Source organism: Ensifer sp. B1-9 (assembly GCF_050474445.1).
Taxonomy (GTDB): Bacteria; Pseudomonadota; Alphaproteobacteria; order Rhizobiales; family Rhizobiaceae; genus Ensifer.
This window is the reverse complement of the sequence record NZ_JBCHVG010000002.1, coordinates 102,776-122,203: the sequence shown is the minus strand read 5'-3', so window position 1 is coordinate 122,203 and position 19,428 is coordinate 102,776. Positions and strand designations below refer to the sequence as shown.

Annotated in this window: 19 protein-coding genes; 12 read left to right on the top strand and 7 right to left on the bottom strand. The window is 63.6% G+C overall.

From position 1 onward, the window contains the following. Positions 1 to 45 precede the first annotated feature (45 nt). The 4 genes from ACQ5BM_RS03775 (at position 46) to tam (ending at position 3,032) form a co-directional block, all read left to right on the top strand. On the top strand, positions 46 to 729 hold the full coding sequence (locus ACQ5BM_RS03775) for a YoaK family protein (RefSeq protein ID WP_429807980.1): 684 nt from the start codon (positions 46 to 48) through the stop codon (positions 727 to 729). 106 nt (positions 730 to 835) lie between these two features. Then, positions 836 to 1,396: a phosphatase gene (locus ACQ5BM_RS03770; RefSeq protein WP_429807977.1), complete on the top strand. Its 561-nt coding sequence runs from the start codon at positions 836 to 838 to the stop codon at positions 1,394 to 1,396. A 191-nt stretch (positions 1,397 to 1,587) separates the two neighbouring features. Beyond that, positions 1,588 to 2,250, top strand: a complete 663-nt coding sequence (locus ACQ5BM_RS03765; RefSeq protein WP_173515905.1) for a haloacid dehalogenase type II — start codon at positions 1,588 to 1,590, stop codon at positions 2,248 to 2,250. 11 nt (positions 2,251 to 2,261) lie between these two features. Then, positions 2,262 to 3,032, top strand: a complete 771-nt coding sequence (tam, locus tag ACQ5BM_RS03760; RefSeq protein ID WP_429807974.1) for a trans-aconitate 2-methyltransferase — start codon at positions 2,262 to 2,264, stop codon at positions 3,030 to 3,032. Positions 3,033 to 3,044: 12 nt separating this feature from the next. Here tam and ACQ5BM_RS03755 read toward each other — a convergent pair whose 3' ends face one another. Further along, on the bottom strand, positions 3,045 to 3,938 hold the full coding sequence (locus ACQ5BM_RS03755; RefSeq protein WP_429807971.1) for a LysR family transcriptional regulator: 894 nt from the start codon (positions 3,936 to 3,938) through the stop codon (positions 3,045 to 3,047). A 144-nt stretch (positions 3,939 to 4,082) separates the two neighbouring features. On the opposite strand from ACQ5BM_RS03755, the gene ACQ5BM_RS03750 reads away from it, so the two are divergent. The 3 genes from ACQ5BM_RS03750 to ACQ5BM_RS03740 all read left to right on the top strand — a co-directional run bounded on the left by ACQ5BM_RS03750 (position 4,083) and on the right by ACQ5BM_RS03740 (position 7,572). Further along, positions 4,083 to 5,264 (top strand): MFS transporter, encoded by a 1,182-nt coding sequence (locus ACQ5BM_RS03750; protein WP_429807968.1) that lies wholly within the window; start codon positions 4,083 to 4,085, stop codon positions 5,262 to 5,264. A gap of 103 nt (positions 5,265 to 5,367) precedes the next feature. Further along, on the top strand, positions 5,368 to 6,204 hold the full coding sequence (locus tag ACQ5BM_RS03745; protein WP_429807965.1) for an aldo/keto reductase: 837 nt from the start codon (positions 5,368 to 5,370) through the stop codon (positions 6,202 to 6,204). A 207-nt stretch (positions 6,205 to 6,411) separates the two neighbouring features. Further along, a complete protein-coding gene (locus ACQ5BM_RS03740) occupies positions 6,412 to 7,572 on the top strand; it encodes an MFS transporter (protein WP_429807962.1) in 1,161 nt (386 codons plus the stop codon). 72 nt (positions 7,573 to 7,644) lie between these two features. Here ACQ5BM_RS03740 and ACQ5BM_RS03735 read toward each other — a convergent pair whose 3' ends face one another. Then, complete coding sequence (locus ACQ5BM_RS03735) at positions 7,645 to 8,565, bottom strand: LysR family transcriptional regulator (protein WP_429807959.1); 921 nt, start codon at positions 8,563 to 8,565, stop codon at positions 7,645 to 7,647. A 104-nt stretch (positions 8,566 to 8,669) separates the two neighbouring features. On the opposite strand from ACQ5BM_RS03735, the gene wrbA reads away from it, so the two are divergent. Both wrbA and ACQ5BM_RS03725 read left to right on the top strand, forming a co-directional pair. Continuing rightward, the gene (wrbA, locus tag ACQ5BM_RS03730; RefSeq protein ID WP_429807956.1) at positions 8,670 to 9,302 is read left to right on the top strand and encodes an NAD(P)H:quinone oxidoreductase; all 633 of its coding nucleotides are present in this window, start codon (positions 8,670 to 8,672) and stop codon (positions 9,300 to 9,302) included. After that, positions 9,302 to 10,504, top strand: a complete 1,203-nt coding sequence (locus ACQ5BM_RS03725) for a CynX/NimT family MFS transporter (RefSeq protein WP_429807953.1) — start codon at positions 9,302 to 9,304, stop codon at positions 10,502 to 10,504. The genes wrbA and ACQ5BM_RS03725 overlap by 1 nt, the downstream gene beginning before the upstream one ends. Positions 10,505 to 10,591: 87 nt before the next feature. Here the strand turns inward: ACQ5BM_RS03725 and ACQ5BM_RS03720 are convergent, their stop codons facing one another. Beyond that, entirely contained in the window at positions 10,592 to 10,984 is a 393-nt protein-coding gene (locus tag ACQ5BM_RS03720; protein ID WP_173515900.1) for a DUF2780 domain-containing protein, read from the bottom strand. Positions 10,985 to 11,345: 361 nt separating this feature from the next. On the opposite strand from ACQ5BM_RS03720, the gene ACQ5BM_RS03715 reads away from it, so the two are divergent. Beyond that, positions 11,346 to 12,917: a helicase HerA-like C-terminal domain-containing protein gene (locus tag ACQ5BM_RS03715; protein WP_429807950.1), complete on the top strand. Its 1,572-nt coding sequence runs from the start codon at positions 11,346 to 11,348 to the stop codon at positions 12,915 to 12,917. A gap of 151 nt (positions 12,918 to 13,068) precedes the next feature. On the opposite strand, the gene ACQ5BM_RS03710 is transcribed toward ACQ5BM_RS03715, so the two are convergent. Continuing rightward, a complete protein-coding gene (locus ACQ5BM_RS03710; protein ID WP_173515898.1) occupies positions 13,069 to 13,491 on the bottom strand; it encodes an organic hydroperoxide resistance protein in 423 nt (140 codons plus the stop codon). Between the two features lie 114 nt (positions 13,492 to 13,605). On the opposite strand from ACQ5BM_RS03710, the gene ACQ5BM_RS03705 reads away from it, so the two are divergent. After that, positions 13,606 to 14,082 (top strand): MarR family winged helix-turn-helix transcriptional regulator, encoded by a 477-nt coding sequence (locus ACQ5BM_RS03705; protein ID WP_429807946.1) that lies wholly within the window; start codon positions 13,606 to 13,608, stop codon positions 14,080 to 14,082. A gap of 70 nt (positions 14,083 to 14,152) precedes the next feature. Here ACQ5BM_RS03705 and ACQ5BM_RS03700 read toward each other — a convergent pair whose 3' ends face one another. Next, positions 14,153 to 14,941 carry a L,D-transpeptidase family protein gene (locus ACQ5BM_RS03700; RefSeq protein ID WP_429807944.1) on the bottom strand — a complete coding sequence of 263 codons (789 nt, stop codon included), beginning with the start codon at positions 14,939 to 14,941 and terminating at the stop codon, positions 14,153 to 14,155. Positions 14,942 to 15,085: 144 nt separating this feature from the next. Further along, positions 15,086 to 17,419 carry an EAL domain-containing protein gene (locus ACQ5BM_RS03695; RefSeq protein WP_429807941.1) on the bottom strand — a complete coding sequence of 778 codons (2,334 nt, stop codon included), beginning with the start codon at positions 17,417 to 17,419 and terminating at the stop codon, positions 15,086 to 15,088. Between the two features lie 291 nt (positions 17,420 to 17,710). Here ACQ5BM_RS03695 and ACQ5BM_RS03690 point away from each other — a divergent pair, with 291 nt between their 5' ends. After that, a complete protein-coding gene (locus tag ACQ5BM_RS03690) occupies positions 17,711 to 18,370 on the top strand; it encodes a glutathione S-transferase family protein (RefSeq protein WP_429807938.1) in 660 nt (219 codons plus the stop codon). Positions 18,371 to 18,406: 36 nt separating this feature from the next. Here the strand turns inward: ACQ5BM_RS03690 and ACQ5BM_RS03685 are convergent, their stop codons facing one another. Beyond that, positions 18,407 to 19,345 carry a LysR substrate-binding domain-containing protein gene (locus tag ACQ5BM_RS03685; protein ID WP_429807935.1) on the bottom strand — a complete coding sequence of 313 codons (939 nt, stop codon included), beginning with the start codon at positions 19,343 to 19,345 and terminating at the stop codon, positions 18,407 to 18,409. Between the last annotated feature and the right edge of the window lie 83 nt (positions 19,346 to 19,428).

The window sequence follows — 19,428 nt, the reverse complement described above, 5'->3', positions numbered from 1 at the left end:
CCTGCTGCCTGGGCTAAACCTCGTTCCCAACAGGGGGCAAGGCAGATGACCATTGCGAGACGGCGAAAATTGATCAAGCGGCAGCGCACCGGCACGGCGCTGGCCATTGCAGCGACGATCTCATTCCTCGCCGGCATGACCGACGCGATCGGTCTTCTGAGCATCGGCGATTTCGTCTCCTTCATGAGCGGCAACACGACCCGGGCGGCGATCGCACTCGGTGAAGGCAATTTCACCGGTGCGCTGCTGCTCGTCGGCGCGCTCGGAGCGTTCATCATCGGTAACGCGCTTGGCGTGATCGTGGCCGCGCGCCTCGGCGTCGTCGGCGTTCTCTCGACGGTCAGTCTCGTGCTGATGCTCTGCGCCGGATTCGGACCCCTTATGCCGCGACCCTTCTACTTCTACGGTGTCGTGCTCTCCATGGGCCTGGTCAACGCGGCGGTCGAACACATCGAGGGCCTGCCGATCGGGCTTACCTATGTCACCGGGGCCCTTTCCCGCTTCGGGCGGGGTCTCGGACGCTGGCTGCTCGGCAACAAGAACCGTCAGTGGTTCGTGCAGATCGTCCCTTGGCTGGGCATGTTCTCGGGCGCGGTTGCAGGCGCTCTGCTGGAGCATCACTTCAGCGCGGCCGCGCTCTGGGCGTCCTTTGCGCTCAGCACCGGGCTCGCGCTTGCCACCGTTCTCGTGCCGTCCCACTGGTCGCGGCGCTATATCCATTCGGGCTGACGCCCTGCCCTCCGGCAGCTTTTCGCCTATCCCATGATTTTGCCCTTAAGCCTCGACCGATTTCAGGGCAAAATCAGCACGAAAGAATCACGAGCGAGGTCCTGTCATGGCGCTTGCGGCAGCCGTTACCGGGGATGAACTCTACCATCCCGTTCTCAAGGCCAATCCGGCGCATCCGTCCGGCTGGCCGGTGCGGGCGATCGTCAGCTCGCAAACAGAAGCGCGGCACAATCGGGCGCTCTGGGCGCCGACGCACCTGATCTCGATCCGCGCCCCCGGCAGCCGGTTGCTCTCGATGATCGAGCTGCCGCCGGAGCGGCACCTGGAACTCTTTTTTGGCGACAGCACCGATCCGGACGAACCGGATGCGGCCCGTCCGGAGGCGATCGAGGCCGCCTTCGCCTTTGTTGATCGCCTGCCCGAAGACGCACATTTGCTCGTCCACTGTCTGAGGGGGATCGGCCGCGCGACCGCGCTCACCCTCGGCATCCTGGCGCGCTATATGCCGCCGGAAGACGCCGCCGCCGCGCTCCATGCGCTGCGGCCGGAGGCCAAGCCGAACCGGCACGTGGTCAACCTCTGCGACACGGCGCTCGGCCTCAAGGGCAAGCTCGCCAAGCAGGCGCTGCGCTTCCCGGCGAAAGTTTGGAAACCAGGCAAAAGCTGACGCGAGAATTCTGCAGCCGTCCCATCAGCCGTTGTGCATTGCACAAAGATTTGACATGATCCCGCGAAAGAACGGTGACAGTTGGCTGCCTGATCAGGCATGATGCTGTAAGCCTTTGTTTTCGGATGGGCTTTGACAGGGCGATTCGACCTTGTCCCGCCAGTGCCGAAGACAAATGACGGGAGGAAACGATGTCCCACGCGGCCTATGTGTTTGACGCCTACGGCACGCTCTTTGACGTGCATGCGGCTGTCAGGCGCCACGCTGAGGAAATCGGGCCGGACGGACAGGCTTTTTCCGAACTCTGGCGCGCCAAACAGCTCGAATATTCCTGGGTGCGCTCGCTGATGGGCAGCTATCAGGATTTCTGGCAACTGACCGAACAGTCGCTCGACTACGCCTTCGCCCGGTTTCCTTCCGCCGACCCGAAACTTCGCAAGCGGCTGCTCGACGCCTATTGGGCGCTCGACTGCTATCCGGAAGTGCCGGCGGTTCTGAAAGGGCTCAAGGAGCGCGGCGCGCGCATCGCCATCCTCTCCAACGGCTCGCCGGCCATGCTTGCGTCCGCGGTCCGCAATGCGGCGCTCGACATCATCATCGACGATGTTTTTTCCGTCGACGCGGTGAAAGCCTTCAAGACCGCGCCTGCCGTCTACGACATCGTCACAACCGGGTACCGGCTTTACCCGCATGCCGTCTCCTTTCAGTCGTCGAACCGCTGGGACATTGCCGGGGCGACGAAATTCGGCTTCCGCACCGTATGGATCAACCGCGCGGACATGCCGGACGAATATCGTGATCACGGGCCTGCGCTGATCCTGCCCTCTCTCGAAAGCCTGCAATTCGGTATCTGAAGGATCCCCCGATGGTCTGGTCGCCTGCGCAATATCTCAAGTTCGAAGATGAACGCACCCGGCCAGCCAGAGACCTTCTTGCCCAAGTGCCGGACCTGCCAAAGGGCGTCGCCTTCGACCTCGGCTGCGGCCCGGGCAACTCCACCGAGCTTATCCGCGACCGGTTTCCCGAGGCCACCCTTTCGGGCCTCGATAGCGACGAGAACATGCTCGTTGCGGCGGCGAAGCGGCTGCCCGGCGTCACCTTCGAGAAGGCGGATCTCGCAAACTGGGTTCCGCCTGCCGGCGCGGCGCTGTTTTACGGCAACGCTGTCTTCCAATGGCTTCCGAACCACCTGACGATCTTCGAAAGACTGATGGCGGCGCTCGCATCGGGCGGCACGCTTGCGGTCCAGATGCCGGACAATCTTGGAGAGCCGAGCCATTTGCTGATGGAGGAGACGGCTCGCAGTCCGGCGTTCTCAGACGTCTTTGCCGGCAAGACCATCCGCCGCAATCCCATGCCGAGCCCGGCAGCCTATGTCGAATGCCTGGCGCCACAGGCAGCCAGCATCGAGGTCTGGCACACGATCTACTACCACCGGCTCGCCAATGCCGAGGCGATCGTCGAATGGGTGAAAGGCACGGGCCTGCGCCCCTATCTCGACGCCGTGCCGGAAGACAAGCGTGACGCTTTCGTTGCCGACTACACGGACCGGATCCGCGCTGCCTATCCGGCGATGAGCGACGGCAAGGTCCTTCTGCGCTTCCCGAGACTCTTCATCGTCGCGGTGAAGGCGTAGCGCCGACCGGCGCTACATACGTTCGACCAGAAAATCGATGAAGGCGCGGATACGGGCGGCGAGATGCTCATGGCCGGCATAGACGGCGTAGACCGTCTCGATCTCGCCCGATTGATAATCTTCGAGCAACGGCACGAGCGTTCCGGCTTCGAAGTCCGGCTCGACGTGGAAGCGGCCGATACGGCCAATGCCGATGCCGGCAAGGCAAAGCTGGCGGACGATCGAACCGCTCGAGACCTGCATGTTGCCGAAGACCGAGCGCAGTTCCGCGGCCGGCTGCCCGGGCATGCGGAATGCCCATTCGTCGACGCTGCGACGGAAATTGAAGCGGATGCAATTGTGGCCGTCGAGTTCATCCGGCGTTTGCGGTGTCCCGTGCCTTTCCAGATAGGCGGGCGATGCGATCACCACCGGGCGGCTTTCCATCAGCTTGCGTGCCTTCAGCGATGAATCACGCAACGGACCAGTGCGGATCGCCACGTCTGCCCTCTCGCCGACCACGTCGATCATGCTGTCGGTCAAGGTCAGATCCAGCCGAACCTCCGGATAGCGGGCGAGGAACTCCGGCGCGAGCGGCATGATGTAGCGCTCGCCGAAGCCGACGGCGGCATTCACACGCAAAAGCCCACGCGGTGTCATACGGCCGCCGGCGGCGACGAGCTGTTCGGTTTCGACGATCTCGGTCAGAATTCGCTGCGCCCGCTGAAGGTAGACCTCCCCCTCCGCCGTCAGTTGCAGGGTCCTGGTCGAGCGCACGAGAAGCCGTGTGCCGAGCCGGTCCTCGATCCGCGTCACCAGTTTGCTGACTGCAGACGGCGACAGCTTCAGGCGTCGCGCGGCGGCCGAGAAGCTGCGGGCCTCCGAAACGGCAACGAAGACCTCCATCTCACCCGCCCGATTGTCCATGGATCTTTACCTTTGAAATCAATTCACAGTTCTTTGTACGATTATGCTTATTATCGTGCGGAGTGCAAAGGCTCATATTCCGCTTCGATTTCATCAACAACCAACACGCCCGGCCGCTCCCAGCCGGGTGGGAAAGGTCTCGTCGTGCCCATTGCTATCCTTGCGCTGACGATCGCGGCCTATGCGATCGGAACAACGGAATTCGTGATCGTCGGCCTGCTGCCGACAGTCGCCACCGACCTCAATGTCACCCTGCCGCTCGCCGGCCTGATCGTCAGCGTCTATGCGCTTGGCGTCACCTTCGGCGCGCCGGTGCTGACGGCGCTCACTGGCCGGATCGAGCGCAAGCCGCTCCTGATCGGGCTGATGGCGCTGTTCATCGTCGGCAACGCCGCCGCCGCACTGTCGCCGAGCTATGAACCGTTGCTCGTCGCTCGCGTCATTTCCGCCTTTGCCCATGGCGTGTTCTTTTCGGTCGGCTCGACCATCGCCGCCGACCTCGTCCCGGAGGATCGCCGCGCCTCGGCCATTGCCATGATGTTCATGGGCCTCACGGTCGCGATCGTCACCGGCGTGCCGCTCGGCACCTGGATCGGCCAGACCTTCGGCTGGCGCGCCACCTTCTGGGCCGTGACCGGTCTCGGCGTCATCGCGCTCACCGCGATCGTTGCCCTGCTGCCGAACACGCTCTCCAAGGCGGCGCCGGCCAAGCTCATCGATCAGGTGCGTGTGCTCGGCTCCGGCCGCCTGCTGATCGTCTTTGCCATGACCGCGCTCGGCTACGGCGGCACATTCGTCGCCTTCACTTTCCTCGCGCCGATCCTGCAGGACATCACCGGCTTCTCCGAAGGCGCCGTCAGCCTGATCCTCGTGCTCTATGGAGTTGCCATCGCCATCGGCAACATTGCCGGCGGCAAGATCGCCAACCGTGATCCGGTGAAGGCGCTTGTCGGCCTGTTCCTGGCCCAGGCGGCCGTGCTGGTGCTCTTTACTTTCACTGCTCCCACGCCGGCGCTGACGCTGGTGACGCTTGCCGCGCTCGGCTTCCTGTCCTTCGCCAACGTGCCGGGCCTGCAGCTCTATGTGGTGCAGCTTGCCAAGCAGTACCGCCCGGGTGCCGTCGATGTCGCCTCGGCGCTCAACATCGCAGCCTTCAATCTCGGGATTGCTGTCGGCGCCTGGCTCGGTGGCGTGGTCGTCGCCTCGCCGCTTGGTCTCGGCATGACGCCGATCGTCGGTGCCCTGCTCGTTGCGGCCGCCCTGCTGCTTACGCTCTTGAGCGGCGCTCTTGATCGCCGGGCCGGCGCCGCCTACCAACCGGCTTGATCCGCCGCCGTCGAGGACCACCTATAGATCGTTCCTTTCTCGCCCGGCCATCCGGCCGGGCGCTCGCCAGGTATGGCAGGTCAAGTACAAGGAGTTACCCACCATGCATTCCGTCAATTCGAACGGCGCCAACATTCCAGCGCTCGGCTTCGGCACATTCCGCATGCCTGGCGCCGACGTGCTGCGGGTGCTGCCGGAAGCGCTCAAGCTCGGCTTCCACCACGTCGACACGGCGCAGATCTACGGCAACGAGGCCGAGGTCGGCGAAGCCATTCATAACTCCGGCGTCTCGCGCGCCGACATCTTCCTCACCACCAAGGTCTGGGTCGACAGATATGCGTATCGCGACTTCCTCGCCTCGGTCGACGAGAGCCTGAAGAAGCTGAGGACCGACCATGTCGACCTGCTTCTCTTGCACTGGCCGGGCGGCAGCGACGTACCGATGGCAGAGCGCATCGGCGCCCTCAACGACGTGCAGAAGGCCGGCAAGGTCCGCCACATCGGCGTCAGCAACTTCAACACGGCGCAGATGGAAGAGGCCGTAAAGCTCAGCGATGCGCCGATCGCCACCAACCAGGTCGAGTACCATCCCTATCTCGATCAGACCAAGGTGCTTCAGACCGCCCGAAAGCACGGCATGTCGATCACCGCCTATTACGCGATGGCCAACGGCAAGGTGCCGAGCGATCCGCTGCTCAATGAAATCGGCGCGCGCCACGGCAAGACGGCCGCGCAAGTGGCCCTGCGCTGGCTGGTGCAGCAGAAGGACGTGGTCACGCTCTCGAAGACCGCGACGATCGATCGCCTGAAGGAAAACTTCGCGATCTTCGACTTCGCGCTCGGTGACGGCGAGATGGCGGAGATCCACGCCCTGGCCCGCCCGGATGGCCGCATCGTCAATCCGGACGGACTCGCACCGGTCTGGGACAAGGCCGCCTGATCGACTCTCCTAGATTGGAGCGGGATGCGAGCGGAAAACCGCGCACACTTTTCCTATCCCGCTCCCTGGGATTGGAGCGGGATGCGAGCGGAAAACCGCGCACACATTTCCTCATCCCGCTTCGACCATTTCGCCGCCGGCCAATTCCCAGCCGGTGGCGGATACGATATGGAGATCGCCGCAGACACCGATCAGAGGGAGGGGGCGATGTCTTTGCACGGCGCGCAGACGAGCGACTTCGCACCGGATTGGGCGGCGATCGTCGCCGTCGTTCTGGGGGTTACCGCCTTCTCGGTGGCACAGGGGCTCACCTATCCGCTGATCTCGCTTTCGCTTGAAAGCCGTGGCGTTTCCGCCGGCATGATCGGCCTCAATGCCATGGGCTTTGCTGCCGGCCTCGGCGTGGCGACCCTGCTTCTCGGTCGGCTGACCCGGCTTGCCTCCGCCGACAAGCTGATCATTGCCAGCCTCTGCGGCTGCTCCATCTGCCTCGCAACACTTGCCTCAACCTCAGAACTCGCCATCTGGTTCGTCGCCCGCTTCGCGCTCGGCTTCTTCGTCAGCATGGTGTTCATGCTCGGCGAAGCCTGGTTGAACACAGCCTGTCCCGATCGGCTGCGCGGTCGCGTTTCCGGCCTCTACGGCGCCGGCATGTGTGGCGGCTTTGCCGCCGGTCCGTTGGCGATCCCTCTACTCGGCACCAGCGGCGGTCTCGGCTTTGCCCTGCTTGCGATCTATGTCGCCCTCGTCGCCTTCGTCACCGGGCTTTTGACCATGGGCGCCCGCTCGCGGCCCGAGCCTTCCTCGACACGCGACCTCTTCGCCTTCTTCAAGAAGGCACCGATGCTGATCCTCATGGTGCTGATGTTCGGCTTTGCCGATATTGCGGCGATCTCCGCCATGCCGGTCTATTTCGTCAAGACCGGCCACAGCCAGGCCTTTGCCGCGCTCAGCGTGACGGCGCTTGCGATCCCAACCGCATTGGCACAGCCCTTCATCGGCGTGCTGCTCGACCGGCTGCCGCGCCGCCGAGTGGCGATTTCGGCCGCCGCCGTCGCTGCCACCGGCTATCTTCTCGTGCCGTTGCTCTCTTCCGACATCGCGCTGCTGTTGATTTTTGCCTTCATCGGCGCCGCCAGCTTTGCGCTCTACACGGCCGCGCTCACCATGCTTGGCGAGGAATATCGCGGCAGCATGCTGGTCGCTGGCAGTGCCGCCTTTTCGCTCGCCTATGCGGCAGGTAGCGCCGCAGGATCCGGCGCTACCGGCGCGTTGATGAATTTCATCCATCCTGTCGCGGGCCCCACCGGCGTCGGCACCGTGCTCGTGATCTTCGCCCTTGCCTTTTCGCTCGCTGGTCGCCGCTAGATGAGGAAAGGCGTATTCCGCTCCCACTGATGGGAATCAATCACGATGAATTGGCGTCGCCCGGACTCAAAATCATCGTGATCCAGGGGCGGCGCTCAGCCGTGCAAGCGCCTCTCCGAAAACGCGTGCGGCGGGCCCGAGCGGCTCGTCGATCCGATGGGTGAGATAGCACTCGGCGCCGACCTGGCTGTTGCGGCCGAGGGCCGTCGTCGGCATGCGCACGAGGCGGCCTTCCTCGAGATCCCGCTGAACCTGCCAGAGCGGCAGCCGGCCCCAGCCGAGACCGGCCCGGATCATCGCATATTTGGTATCCTGACTGCTCACACGGCAGGTCTGCGGCGACAGCACGCCAAAATCCCGCCCCGCCGTGCGCTGCGACGGATCGGACTGCACGATCTGCAGGTAGTCGGCGAGTTCGGCGTTTTCGAGTGCGCCATCGTCGGCACTGAGCCCAAGAGGATGATGCGCAGCCACGACCGCAACGATTTGAACCGTCGAGAGCGCTTGGCGGGCGATCGCCGGATCGCGGAAATCCTCGCCAACCATGATACCGAGGGTAAAGCGGCGTTCGACGAGACCATCCAGCGGCCCGCCCAACGGCGAAACCGCGAGCCTGATGGAAACATTGGGGTAGATCGTCCGCATCTCGTTCAGCGCCGATCCGACCGTCTCGATGGGGAAGAGCGTGTCGACGATCAGCGAAAGCTCGAGCTCGATTCCCTCGCCAAGCCCGCGCGCGCGGGCCCGCATGGCGTCCACTCGCAGCAGGATGTCGCGGGCGTTGGCAAGCAGCGCCTGCCCTTCCGGTGTCAGCGCCGGCCGATGGCCCGAGCGGTCAAACAGGGCGACGCCGAGTTCCGTCTCGAGATTGGCGATCGCGTGGCTGACCGCCGACTGCACGCGCGAAAGCCTGGCGGCACCGGCACGGAAACTTCCGCTTTCGGCGATGGTAACGAAGGTCCGCATTTGATCGAGGGTCAACGCATCCAGCATGATCGATCCCATAGATCAAGTTGATGAATTTTATCTCACTACATCAGATCAAATAAAGCCACCATCTTTATCCGAACAGCAGCACTCCGTGGAAGGAAAGCCGGATGGCTAGGATACTCGTACTCTACTACTCGTCTTACGGTCACATCGAGACCATGGCGAAGGCCGTCGCCGAGGGCGCGCGGACGGCCGGCGCCACCGTCGCGCTGAAGCGCGTGCCCGAAATCGTGCCGGAAGCCGTTGCCACCAAGGCGGGTTACAAGCGCAATCAGGACGCGCCGATCGCCAAGGTCATGGAACTGCCGGACTATGACGCGATCATCATCGGCACGCCGACGCGCTTCGGCAACATGTCAGCGCAGATGAAGAACTTTCTCGATCAGGCGGGCGGCATCTGGGCGCGGGATGCCTTGGTCGGTCGCATCGGCAGCGTCTTCACCTCGACGGGCAGCCAGCATGGCGGCCAGGAATCGACGATCCTCGCCACCCATACCGTGCTTCTCCATCTCGGCATGGTGATTGCGGGCCTGCCCTACAGCTTCAAGGGTCAGATGCGCATGGACGAAATCACCGGCGGATCGCCCTATGGCGCCTCTACGCTTGCCGACGACGGCAACGGCGGCGACCGTCGGCCGAGCGCCAACGAGCTGGAAGGCGCACGTTTCCAGGGACGCCACGTCGCAGAACTGGCGGCAGCGCTGGTCGCCGGGCGTGCGCGCGTGGCGGAGCTCGCCTGATGACCACGGCCGCAATCTTCGTTCGGGAGAGGACCGATTGGGCGGGCGTGTTGACCGTCGTTGCGGCGGGCGTGGTCGCAGCGATGCAGGTCGGCAAGGGGCTGATTGCCGGCCCGCTGCTTCAGTCCGATCTCGGGCTCGACCTCTCCGCGCTCGGCTGGATCACCTCCGTCTTCGCCATCGTCGGCGTCGTCGGCGGCATGGTTGCCGGCGCGATCGTCGCGGCGGCGGGGGATCGGCGCCTGCTGGGCGCCGGGATGGCGATGTTGGCGCTCGGGTCCTTCGCCGGAGCGGCCACCCACGCCTTCACGCTGCTCCTTCTGTCGCGCATCTTCGAAGGTTTCGGGTTCCTGCTCGTCGTCGTCGCCGGGCCTGCCATCCTCATGCGTCTCGTGAGCACCGATCGCCGTGATCTCGTCTTTTCGCTGTGGAGCTGCTTCATGCCCGCGGGGATGGCGGCCGCCATGCTGATCGGACCGTTCTTTGCCGATTGGCGGTCGATCTGGTGGAGCAATGGCTTGATCACATTCGCAAGCCTGCTTTCCGTCTTCCTGGCCGTTTCGCCACCGCGAGAAACAGCCGACAGCGCCGCCAGCTTCCGGAATGATGCGGCCGAAACACTGGCAAGCCGCGGCCCGGTGCTGCTTTTCGTACTGTTTTCCCTCTTCAGCCTGATGAGCTTCACGCTTTCCAGTTTCCTGCCGATCCTGCTCGTCGAGCGCTTGAACGTTCCGCTTGCAACCGTCGGCATCATCAGCGCCGTCATCACCCTGGTGAATGTCGTCGGCAATCTCGCTGCCGGTCATATGCTGTCACGCGGCTTTGCCCGTGGACGGCTGATCGCCACCGCTGCGGTGCTGATGGGCGCATCCGGACTGTGGATCTTTCTAGGTCAGTCCGGCGACGTTCTGACCGTTGGCCTCTGCCTTCTGTTTTCGGCGATCGGCGGCGTGATTCCCGCCACGCTGATTTCATCGGTGCCGATCCTTTCGCCTCGCCCGGCGCTTGCGCCGATGGCGATGGGGCTGCTGATGCAGGGCAGCAATCTCGGACAACTTGTCGGCCCCGTCGCAGTCGGAACGGCGATTGAACTTTACGGCTGGGCCTCGGGCGCAGCCTTCATCGGTGTCGGTGCCCTTTTCTGCATTCTTCTCTCCTCCACGCTCGAACGAACTCTGCAGAGCAAGGCACAGCGGAAATGATGACCGTCACCCGTTGAGACATCGTCCCACAGAAAACCCCACCGGCCGGGACCGGTGGGGTGGCATTTCAGACGGATTGTCCGCGGATCAGACGAACTGGCTGAGGCCCGGAACCGAGGCGACAACTTCGTCGACCACTTCGTCGCCGGCCTTTTCCTTGGCGAAAGCAATGGTCTCCTTGGCGAGCGAGGTGATTTCGCCCATGCCGAGGCCCTGGCTCATCAACTGTTGGCCGAGCGCCATGACGCCGCCGCCGCCGATGGCCGACATCAGCCCGCCAAGCAGGCCGCCGCCGCCGGAACCTTCCCCGTTGTATTGAGCGATCAGTTCGGATGCGCCCGGGATCGCCTCGATCATCCTGGCAACCGGGCCGTCGGCGGCTTCGCGCTGCAGAAAACCGAGGATCATGCCGACAGCCTTTTCGGCCGTTGCCGGCTCAATGCCAACGTTTTCCGCGACGCGCGTGACCAGTTCATTCATGGACCTAACTCCCTCATTGGATTTTTGACGTTGACGTCAAGGTAAATGATCGCTTCCAAAATGACAAGCGGCGACGGCTGCCGGCGCCGGACAAACCCACGGTTTTCGGCCGGCATCTGCAGGCCTCTTTCAATGGCGTCCGGCCCACGAAAGCCCGATGGTTTCACGGCGCCGCAGGCTTGGCAAGGCGTCGAGCCGGGCACTGTTCACCCATCCGCCTTCCCGCTCCCTGGGCAGGAACAGTCTTGTTGCCGGGCGTGGCTGCACCCCCTATAACAGGAGCAAGCCACATAGCGATGACGGGCACCGGCAAAAACCGCGAACCGCCCGCTTTCATTGACGAAACGGAGATGAAGCCCACATGTTGGAAGAAGGCAAGCTCTTTATCGGCACCAGCCGCAAGCCTGATGATTCGATCAACAAGGGCGAGTATCTGGAACTCAAATTCGGCAACCGCCACGGCCTGATCACCGGGGCCACCGGCACCGGCAAGACAATCACCCTGCAGATCCTCGCCGAAGGCTTTTCCAACGCCGGCGTCCCGGTCTTCTGCGCCGACGTCAAGGGCGATCTCTCCGGTATCGGCGCCATCGGCGAGCCCAAGGACTTCATCCTGACACGCGCCGAACAGATCGGGCTGCCGACGAACCCCTACGAGTTCCAGGAATTCCCCGTCATCTTCTGGGACCTTTACGGCGAGAAGGGCCATCGCGTCCGCACCACCATGTCGGAGATGGGACCGCTGCTGCTGTCGCGGCTGATGAATGCGACTGACGCGCAGGAAGGCGTGCTCAACATCGCCTTCAAGATCGCCGACCAGGGCGGCCTGCCGCTGCTCGATCTCAAGGACCTGCAGGCGCTGCTCAACTACATGGGCGACAATGCCAGCGCGCTTTCCAACCAGTTCGGCTTCATCTCCAAGGCCTCGGTCGGCTCGATCCAGCGCGAGCTACTGATCCTCGAGCAGCAGGGCGCAGAGCATTTCTTCGGCGAGCCGGCGCTGAAGATCACCGACATCATGCGCACGACCAATGACGGGCGTGGCGCGATCTCGGTGCTGGCGGCCGACAAGCTGATGATGAACCCGCGGCTTTACGCGACTTTCCTGCTCTGGCTGCTTTCGGAACTCTTCGAGGAGCTGCCGGAAGTGGGCGACCCGGACAAGCCGAAGCTGGTCTTCTTCTTCGACGAGGCGCATCTGCTTTTCAACGACGCGCCGAAGGTGCTGATCGAACGCGTCGAACAGGTCGTGCGCCTGATCCGCTCCAAGGGCGTCGGCGTCTACTTCGTCACCCAGAACCCGCTCGACGTGCCGGATACCGTTCTCGGCCAGCTCGGCAACCGCGTCCAGCATGCGTTGCGCGCCTATACGCCGCGCGACCAGAAGGCAGTGAAGACCGCCGCCGACACCTTCCGTCCGAACCCGGACTTCGATTGCGCCACCGTCATCACCAATCTCGGCACCGGCGAGGCGCTGGTCTCGACACTCGAAGGCAAGGGCGCACCGTCGATGGTCGAGCGCACGCTCGTGCGTCCGCCGCAGTCGCGCGTCGGTCCGCTGACCGAGGCCGAGCGGCAGAAGGTGATGGACGTCAGCCCCGTCCGTGGCCTCTATGACGAAGACTTCGACCGCGAGTCGGCCTACGAGATCCTGGCGGCACGCGCCAAGAAGGCAGCCGACGCGCAGGCAGAGGCGCAGGAACAGGCCGAGCAGCAGACGACGCAAGCCAATTCCGGCGGCAGCCGCTGGACGCTGCCGGGCTTCGGCGACGACGAGCCGGAAGCGGCCGGCAAGCAGGCGCGTCCGCGCAGCTCCGGCTACCAGCGCGAGACTGTCGTCGAAGCCGCAATGAAATCGGTCGCCCGCACCGTCGCCACCCAGGTCGGCCGCGCCCTGGTGCGCGGCATCCTCGGCAGCCTCAGCCGGCGCTGACCATGACCGTGAGGGCAACGGTCCCTCGACGACGCTGAGGCGCGGCGGCCGCCGCCTCGTGCAGCGGCCGGACGGAGCATCATGCCCCTTGGAACACAAAGCCCGGCGGAAGAACCCGCCGGGCTTTTGGATTCCGATCGGAATTGAAAAATCAGGCAACCGTCAGCTTGACGTCGATATTGCCCTTGGTCGCGTGGCTATAGGGGCAAACGATGTGCGCCTTCTGGACGAGGTCTTCGAGAACCGCCTTGTCGACGCCAGGCGACGAGATCTCAAGCGCGGCATCGATGCCGAAGCCGGTGCCATCGTCGCGCGGGCCGATCCCGACGGTTCCCGTCACCTTCGTGTCTTCCGGAAGCTTTACCTTTTCCTTGCCGGCGACGAACTTCAGCGCGCCGAGGAAGCAGGCCGAGTATCCGGCGGCGAAAAGCTGTTCCGGGTTGGTGCCGCGGGCGCCGTCGCCGCCGAGTTCCTTCGGCACGGTGAGGGTGACATCCAGAACGCCATCGGCGCTCTTGGCCTGGCCAGCACGGCCACCGGTTGCGGATGCAGTGGTGCGATAGAGAATAGGCATTGGCGGTCTCCTTTGCGTTTCCGAGTGGATGCGAATTAGATATCGCAAAATTCAATTGTGCGCAAATTAATTTTGCAAATTGCATTTTTGGCGTGTTTTTGCGAAAATGCGACGATGACAGACAAGGCGACACATAACGACACCATCCCCGAGGAAGCGCTGGCGCTCGGCCAGCAACTCTGCTTCGCCGTCTATTCGGCGGCGCATGCTTTCAACCGCGCCTACAAGCCGCTGCTCGATCGTTTCGGCCTTACCTATCCACAATATCTCGTGCTGCTCGCGCTGTGGCAACAGGACGAGATGACCGTGAAGCGCATCGGCGAGGAGATCGGGCTCGATTCCGGAACGCTGTCCCCGCTTCTCAAACGCCTGGAGGTGGCCGGATATGTCGCGCGCCAGCGCGATCCGGGTGACGAGCGCCAGGTGATCGTCCGCCTCACGGAAAAAGGCCGCGACCTCAAGAGCGAGGCCTTCGGCATTCTCATGGATATCGGCAAGGCTTCAGGCTGCAGCCTGCAAGAAGCGGGCGAAATCCGGGAAACGTTGCATCAGTTGACGCGGCAGCTCAATTCCGGTCACGACGCGGACTGACAGCAGCGGGAATAGCGAACGCATCCACCGCATGAGCGATGGGACGCAGTGAGCGACGATGCCTGCGGTCTCAGATGACGAGGATCGGCGCCTTGCCGCGCACGCGATCGTAAAGGTCCATGACATCCTGGTTGAGCATGCGTACGCAGCCGGACGAAACGGCCTTGCCGATCGACTTCCATTCCGGCGTTCCGTGAACGCGATAAAGCGTGTCCTGACCATTCTGAAAGATGTAGAGCGCGCGCGCACCCAAGGGGTTGTTGAGACCCGGCGCCATGCCGCCGTTCTTGGCCGAATAGGGTTTCAGATGCGGCTGGCGGGCGACCATGCTGTCCGGCGGGGTCCAGCGCGGCCACTTCTGCTTCCACTGGATGACCCCGCGGCCCGACCAGGCGAACCCTTCGCGACCGAGGCCGACGCCATAACGCAGCGCCCTGCCGCCCGGCTGGATCAGATAGAGGTAGCGGTCGCCGGTATCGACGACGATCGCTCCCGGCTGCTCGCCGAAGGGATCGCTAACCTCCTGGCGATAGAAACGCGCGTCGATCTGGCGGAAGGGAATGGCCGGCACCTGGTAACCGCCGTCGTTTACGGAGGCATAGATGTCGTCGACGTAGAGGTCCTGCGGCGGAAGGCCGGTCGGCAGCGGCCCTGGACCATCCTGCCTCTCATAGATGCCTTCGGCGCGCGGATCGGTAAAGCGTCCCTCGAGCGCGGGATTGCGGAACACCGGCGCCGTCTCATAGCGGAAGACATCCGTGTTCATCGAGGAGGTGCAGCCTGCAAGACCGGCGGAGGCAAGCGCCAATCCGGACGAGCGGAGAAACTGACGACGGGAGAGGAGGACTGAAGAGGACATCGAACTCTGGAGGGCTTGAGTGCGGCCTGAGGAGTGCTGCATGAAATTGCTTAATGAAATGCTACGCACAGCCCCTCGAAATGGGGCGATGCTTGCATCTGCGGCTGGACCGAAGCTTGCGTCGCGGCGTGAAACGGAGAGAACTCAAACGCTGTGGACGTTAAAACGCGGCTGGCGCATCAGCGTTTCAAAATCAGGCGCGGCGAGCGGCCGGCTGAAGAAATAGCCTTGGATCTCGTCGCAACCGCTCTGGCGCAGAAACTCGACCTGGGCCTGGTTTTCCACACCTTCGGCGATGACGCGCAGGCCGAGGTTTTGGGCAAGCGAGATGATCGCCGCGGTGATTGCGTTGTCGTCGAGATCGACTGGAATGTCGGCGACGAAGGACCGATCGATCTTCAGGCGGCGCACCGGGAAGCGCTTCAAGGCGCTGAGGCTCGAATAGCCGGTACCGAAATCGTCGATTGCCAGGTGCACGCCGATCGCCTGCAGTTCGTGCATGGTGGCGATCGCGCCTGGCACGTCCTGCATGATCAGGCTTTCCGTAAGCTCCAGTTCGAGACAGCAGGGCTCAAGCCCGGTTTCGGCAAGAATGGCCGCCACGTGGCCGGCCCAGTTGCGCTCGCGGAACTGGCGCGCCGAAACGTTGACGCTGACGATCAGCGGTGGCAGGCCGGCATCCTGCCAGGCCTTGGCCTGGCGGCAGGCGGCACGCAGCACCCAGTCGCCGATCGGCACGATCAGCCCTGTTTCTTCGGCGAGCGGAATGAACTCGGCCGGCGAGACCGTGCCCCGCTCGGGGTGACGCCAACGCAGCAGCGCTTCGGCTGCGAAAACGCGGCCATTCGCAAGGTTCATCTGCGGCTGGAACTGCAGGAAGAACTCGTCACGCGCCAGTGCCCTGCGCAGTTCCTCCTGCTGGCGCAGCTTTTCGTGCGCCTTGGCAGCCATTTCCTCCGTGAAGACCTGCAGATTGTTGCGACCGAGCTCTTTGGCCCGATACATCGCCATGTCGGCATTGGCGAGCAGCTCGCCAACCGCCTTGCCCTGATTGGGAAAGCAGGCGACCCCCATGCTACAGGTGACCTGCAAGCTCCGGCCCTCGATCTCCATCGGGGCGGCGATGGCGCGGCGAATATCCTCAAGCCTCGCCAGTACGACGTCACGCTCGCAGGGAAGGCCGTTCAAGAGCAGGATGAACTCGTCGCCACCGACACGCACGACCATGTCGGACTTGCGCACCGACGAACGCATGCGCGATGCCGTGACCTTCAACAGTTCATCGCCGGCCGCATGGCCGAGCGTGTCGTTGACCAGTTTGAAATTGTCGAGGTCGAGGAAGGCGAGCACCGCCCATTGACGGGTGCCACGCAGGGCCTCCAGCGCCTCGGCGACCTGCTCCTCGAACAGCGCCCGGTTCGGCAGGCCCGTCAGCGCATCATGATGCGCCATGAAACTGATACGGTCCTCTGCCTGCTTGCGCTCGATGGCTATACCCGCCAGATGCGCCGCCATTGCGATCAGTTCCTTCTGCCCATCGTCGGGAACGCCGACGGAGCCGGAATAGAGCGCGAAGGTACCAAGCACCTTGCGGTCGCGCGAATGGACCGGCGTCGACCAGCAGGAGCGGAAACCATAGGGACGAACGAACTCGCGATAGTCGTCCCAGAGAGGATCGGCGAGAATATCCGAGACGATCACCTGCTCGCCGCGCCAGGCGGCGGTACCGCAGGAGCCCATGCGAGGACCGATCTCGATACCATGGATAGTCGCACAATAGGCCTCGTCGAGGCTTGGTGCTGCGCCGTGGGAGAGATAGCGGCCATCGGCCGACAACAACAGCACCGACCCTTTGATCCCGGGCATCAGCGCCTCGATCAGCAGGATCATGTCCCGGAAGAACTCGTCGAGCGGCCGGCTGTTGGCGATCATCTCCAGGAGGCGGGCTTGCCCTTCGAGCAGGCGCTCGGCGGCCTTGCGGTCGGAGATGTCGCGCGACACGCCGACCACGCCGACGATCTTGCCGCGCTTGTTGCGCAGCGGCACCTTGGAGGTCATCAGCCAGCGGTCGCGGCCCTTGCTGACGATCGCCCGTTCCTCGATGCCGAAAATCGGCTCGCCGGTCTCGATGACGCGGCGCTCGATGTCGGCGATCGCCTTGGCCATATGCGGCGGATGGAGATCGAAGTCGGTCTTGCCGACGATGTCATTCAGCGCCTCCAGCCCGTTGTCGGCAATGGTGACCTGATTGGCGATGAGGAAGCGCCCCTCGACATCCTTGGCATAGATGTAGTCCGGCACATGGTTGATCATCGTTTCCAACCAGTAGTGGCGGTCGGCGATGTCGGGTTCGGCCGGAAAAATGCGCGCAACTTCTTCGGCCAACCGGTGGCTGGCATCGATCAGGCGACGTGTATCCTCATTGCCGCCGCCGTTTAAGGCGGCGTATCGCGGATTGCGGGACGTGTTTTTCGCCAAGCAGCCCTCCCGACGCGTTTCGTCACGTCGCTGGTCGATCTTTCCCCACTTCACGTTAGACGAGCAAGAGTTAGCCCTTCCTAAATAACTTGTAGAAAAATCGTGTAGAGGTTGCAATCTCGAAGTCGCGCCAAGGGAAAGCGACCGGCATGGCGACCGTCGCGAAGATAGGTCGACGATGGGCAGCTTGGCCTATCAAAAGATTTCATGCGTGATATCAGCGGCATCGGCTTCCGCCCTCCCGCGCGCTTGCCTAAGACAGGGGCACGACAACGACGGGAGGAGTTCGACATGCTGACGATCTACGGGGTCTATCGCTCGCGCGCATCGCGCAACTATTGGATGGCGCGGGAGCTCGGCATCGCCTTCAAGTCCGTGCCGGTCATCCAGGCGCGCCGGGTCGCCGATCCGCTTGCCGCCGATGCGCCCATCAACACCAAGTCGCCGGCCTTCCTCGCCGTCAACCCGATGGGGCTGATCCCGGCGATCGACGATGACGGCGTCGTGCTGACGGAATCGCTTGCCAACAATCTCTATCTCGCGCGCAAATATGGCGGCCCGCTGGCGCCGGCCGATATCCGTGAAGAAGGACTGATGGGCAACTGGACGATGTGGGCGGCGACCGAGGTGGAACCGCATGCCGTGCAGATCGTCCTGACCTACGACTACGGCAACGAAGAAACGGATGAAGGCAAGGCAACGATCGCGAGATGCGCCAAGGCGCTCGGTAAGGTATTTGCCCGCATGGAGACCCACCTCGATGGACGCGACTATCTGGTCGGCGATCGCTTCACCGTGGCCGATCTTAATCTCGCAGAGGTCTTCCGCTACACCATGAGCCAGAAGCAGCTTTTCGCGAGATATCCGCGCGTGGCCGCCTGGCTTGCCCGTTGCCATGACCGGTCAGCGTTCAAGGCGATGATGGACGTGCGCCTGGCGGAAGCGGAATAGGCCGCCGGGAACGGCTCGACGGCTCTCCGGGTATCGTCAAGTCATGGTCGCTGCGTCAAAGCGAACACGCGGCGCCCTGAGATCGAGCAGGCGCATGCCCTCTTCCACCTCGTCACGAACCCAGCGCTTGAAGGCGGCTGCGGCTTTGCTTTCCCGCCGGGATGGCGAGCTGACGAAATAGTGGCCGTAGCCCGTCTCGACACGAATGCCGAAGGGCACGACCAGACTGCCCTGGCTGATCGCGAAACCGGCCAGCGTCTGCCAGGCGAGCATGACCCCCTGCCCCGAGATCGCCGCGTCGAGCACCAGCGACGCCTCGTTAAACGTGTGGCGCACGCTCATTTCGGCGCCGGAGAGGCCGACTTCGCGAAGCCACACCTCCCAGCTGAACATCGAGTGACCGTCGATCACGGCAGGGAGCTTTAGAATATCTGCAGGTATGCGCAGATTCTCCGCCATGGACGGCGAGCAGACGGGAAAGACCTCCTGCTGCAACAGCAGTTCGGATTTCACGCCAGTCCATTCGCCCGAGCCGACACGGATGCCGACATCCACATCGGACGTGTCGAGATTGACGAGCTTCGTCGTGGCATCGATGCGCAGGCGAATGTCGGGGTGGCGCTCGGCGAAACGGTTGAGCCGATAAACCAGCCAGCGGGCGGCAAAGACCGGCGCCACCGAGATCGTCAACACGGACTCGTCGCGCCGCCGCGCCGAAGCCACCGCCTCCGCCAGCTCCTGAAAGGCGTTGCTGAGGCGTGCGAGGAACCGCTGGCCAAAGTCGGTCGGGACGAGGCCCCGCGACGTTCGCTCGAACAGGACGCGGCCGAGCTGGACCTCCGCCTTGGCGATCTGCTGGCTGACGGCGCCGGAGGTCACGCCGAGTTCCTCTGCCGCTGCGGCGAGCGAGCCCAGACGACCGGCAGCTTCGACGGCGCGCAGTCCGTTCAGATGGACGGCATTCAGATCTCTCATATAGTTTTTCTAAACTCGTTCGGTACCATTCTCAATTGAAAAGAGAGCGGGACAGGCAGATCATCCAACGATCGAAAGGATGG

Coding starts and splice junctions, on each gene's coding strand:
- ACQ5BM_RS03775 (WP_429807980.1), top strand. CDS start 46: ATGACCATTGCGAGACGGCGAAAATTGATCAAGCGGCAGCGCACCGGC.
- ACQ5BM_RS03770 (WP_429807977.1), top strand. CDS start 836: ATGGCGCTTGCGGCAGCCGTTACCGGGGATGAACTCTACCATCCCGTT.
- ACQ5BM_RS03765 (WP_173515905.1), top strand. CDS start 1,588: ATGTCCCACGCGGCCTATGTGTTTGACGCCTACGGCACGCTCTTTGAC.
- tam (WP_429807974.1), top strand. CDS start 2,262: ATGGTCTGGTCGCCTGCGCAATATCTCAAGTTCGAAGATGAACGCACC.
- ACQ5BM_RS03755 (WP_429807971.1), bottom strand. CDS start 3,938: ATGGACAATCGGGCGGGTGAGATGGAGGTCTTCGTTGCCGTTTCGGAG.
- ACQ5BM_RS03745 (WP_429807965.1), top strand. CDS start 5,368: ATGCATTCCGTCAATTCGAACGGCGCCAACATTCCAGCGCTCGGCTTC.
- ACQ5BM_RS03740 (WP_429807962.1), top strand. CDS start 6,412: ATGTCTTTGCACGGCGCGCAGACGAGCGACTTCGCACCGGATTGGGCG.
- ACQ5BM_RS03735 (WP_429807959.1), bottom strand. CDS start 8,565: ATGCTGGATGCGTTGACCCTCGATCAAATGCGGACCTTCGTTACCATC.
- wrbA (WP_429807956.1), top strand. CDS start 8,670: ATGGCTAGGATACTCGTACTCTACTACTCGTCTTACGGTCACATCGAG.
- ACQ5BM_RS03725 (WP_429807953.1), top strand. CDS start 9,302: ATGACCACGGCCGCAATCTTCGTTCGGGAGAGGACCGATTGGGCGGGC.
- ACQ5BM_RS03720 (WP_173515900.1), bottom strand. CDS start 10,984: ATGAATGAACTGGTCACGCGCGTCGCGGAAAACGTTGGCATTGAGCCG.
- ACQ5BM_RS03715 (WP_429807950.1), top strand. CDS start 11,346: ATGTTGGAAGAAGGCAAGCTCTTTATCGGCACCAGCCGCAAGCCTGAT.
- ACQ5BM_RS03710 (WP_173515898.1), bottom strand. CDS start 13,491: ATGCCTATTCTCTATCGCACCACTGCATCCGCAACCGGTGGCCGTGCT.
- ACQ5BM_RS03705 (WP_429807946.1), top strand. CDS start 13,606: ATGACAGACAAGGCGACACATAACGACACCATCCCCGAGGAAGCGCTG.
- ACQ5BM_RS03700 (WP_429807944.1), bottom strand. CDS start 14,941: ATGTCCTCTTCAGTCCTCCTCTCCCGTCGTCAGTTTCTCCGCTCGTCC.
- ACQ5BM_RS03690 (WP_429807938.1), top strand. CDS start 17,711: ATGCTGACGATCTACGGGGTCTATCGCTCGCGCGCATCGCGCAACTAT.
- ACQ5BM_RS03685 (WP_429807935.1), bottom strand. CDS start 19,345: ATGAGAGATCTGAATGCCGTCCATCTGAACGGACTGCGCGCCGTCGAA.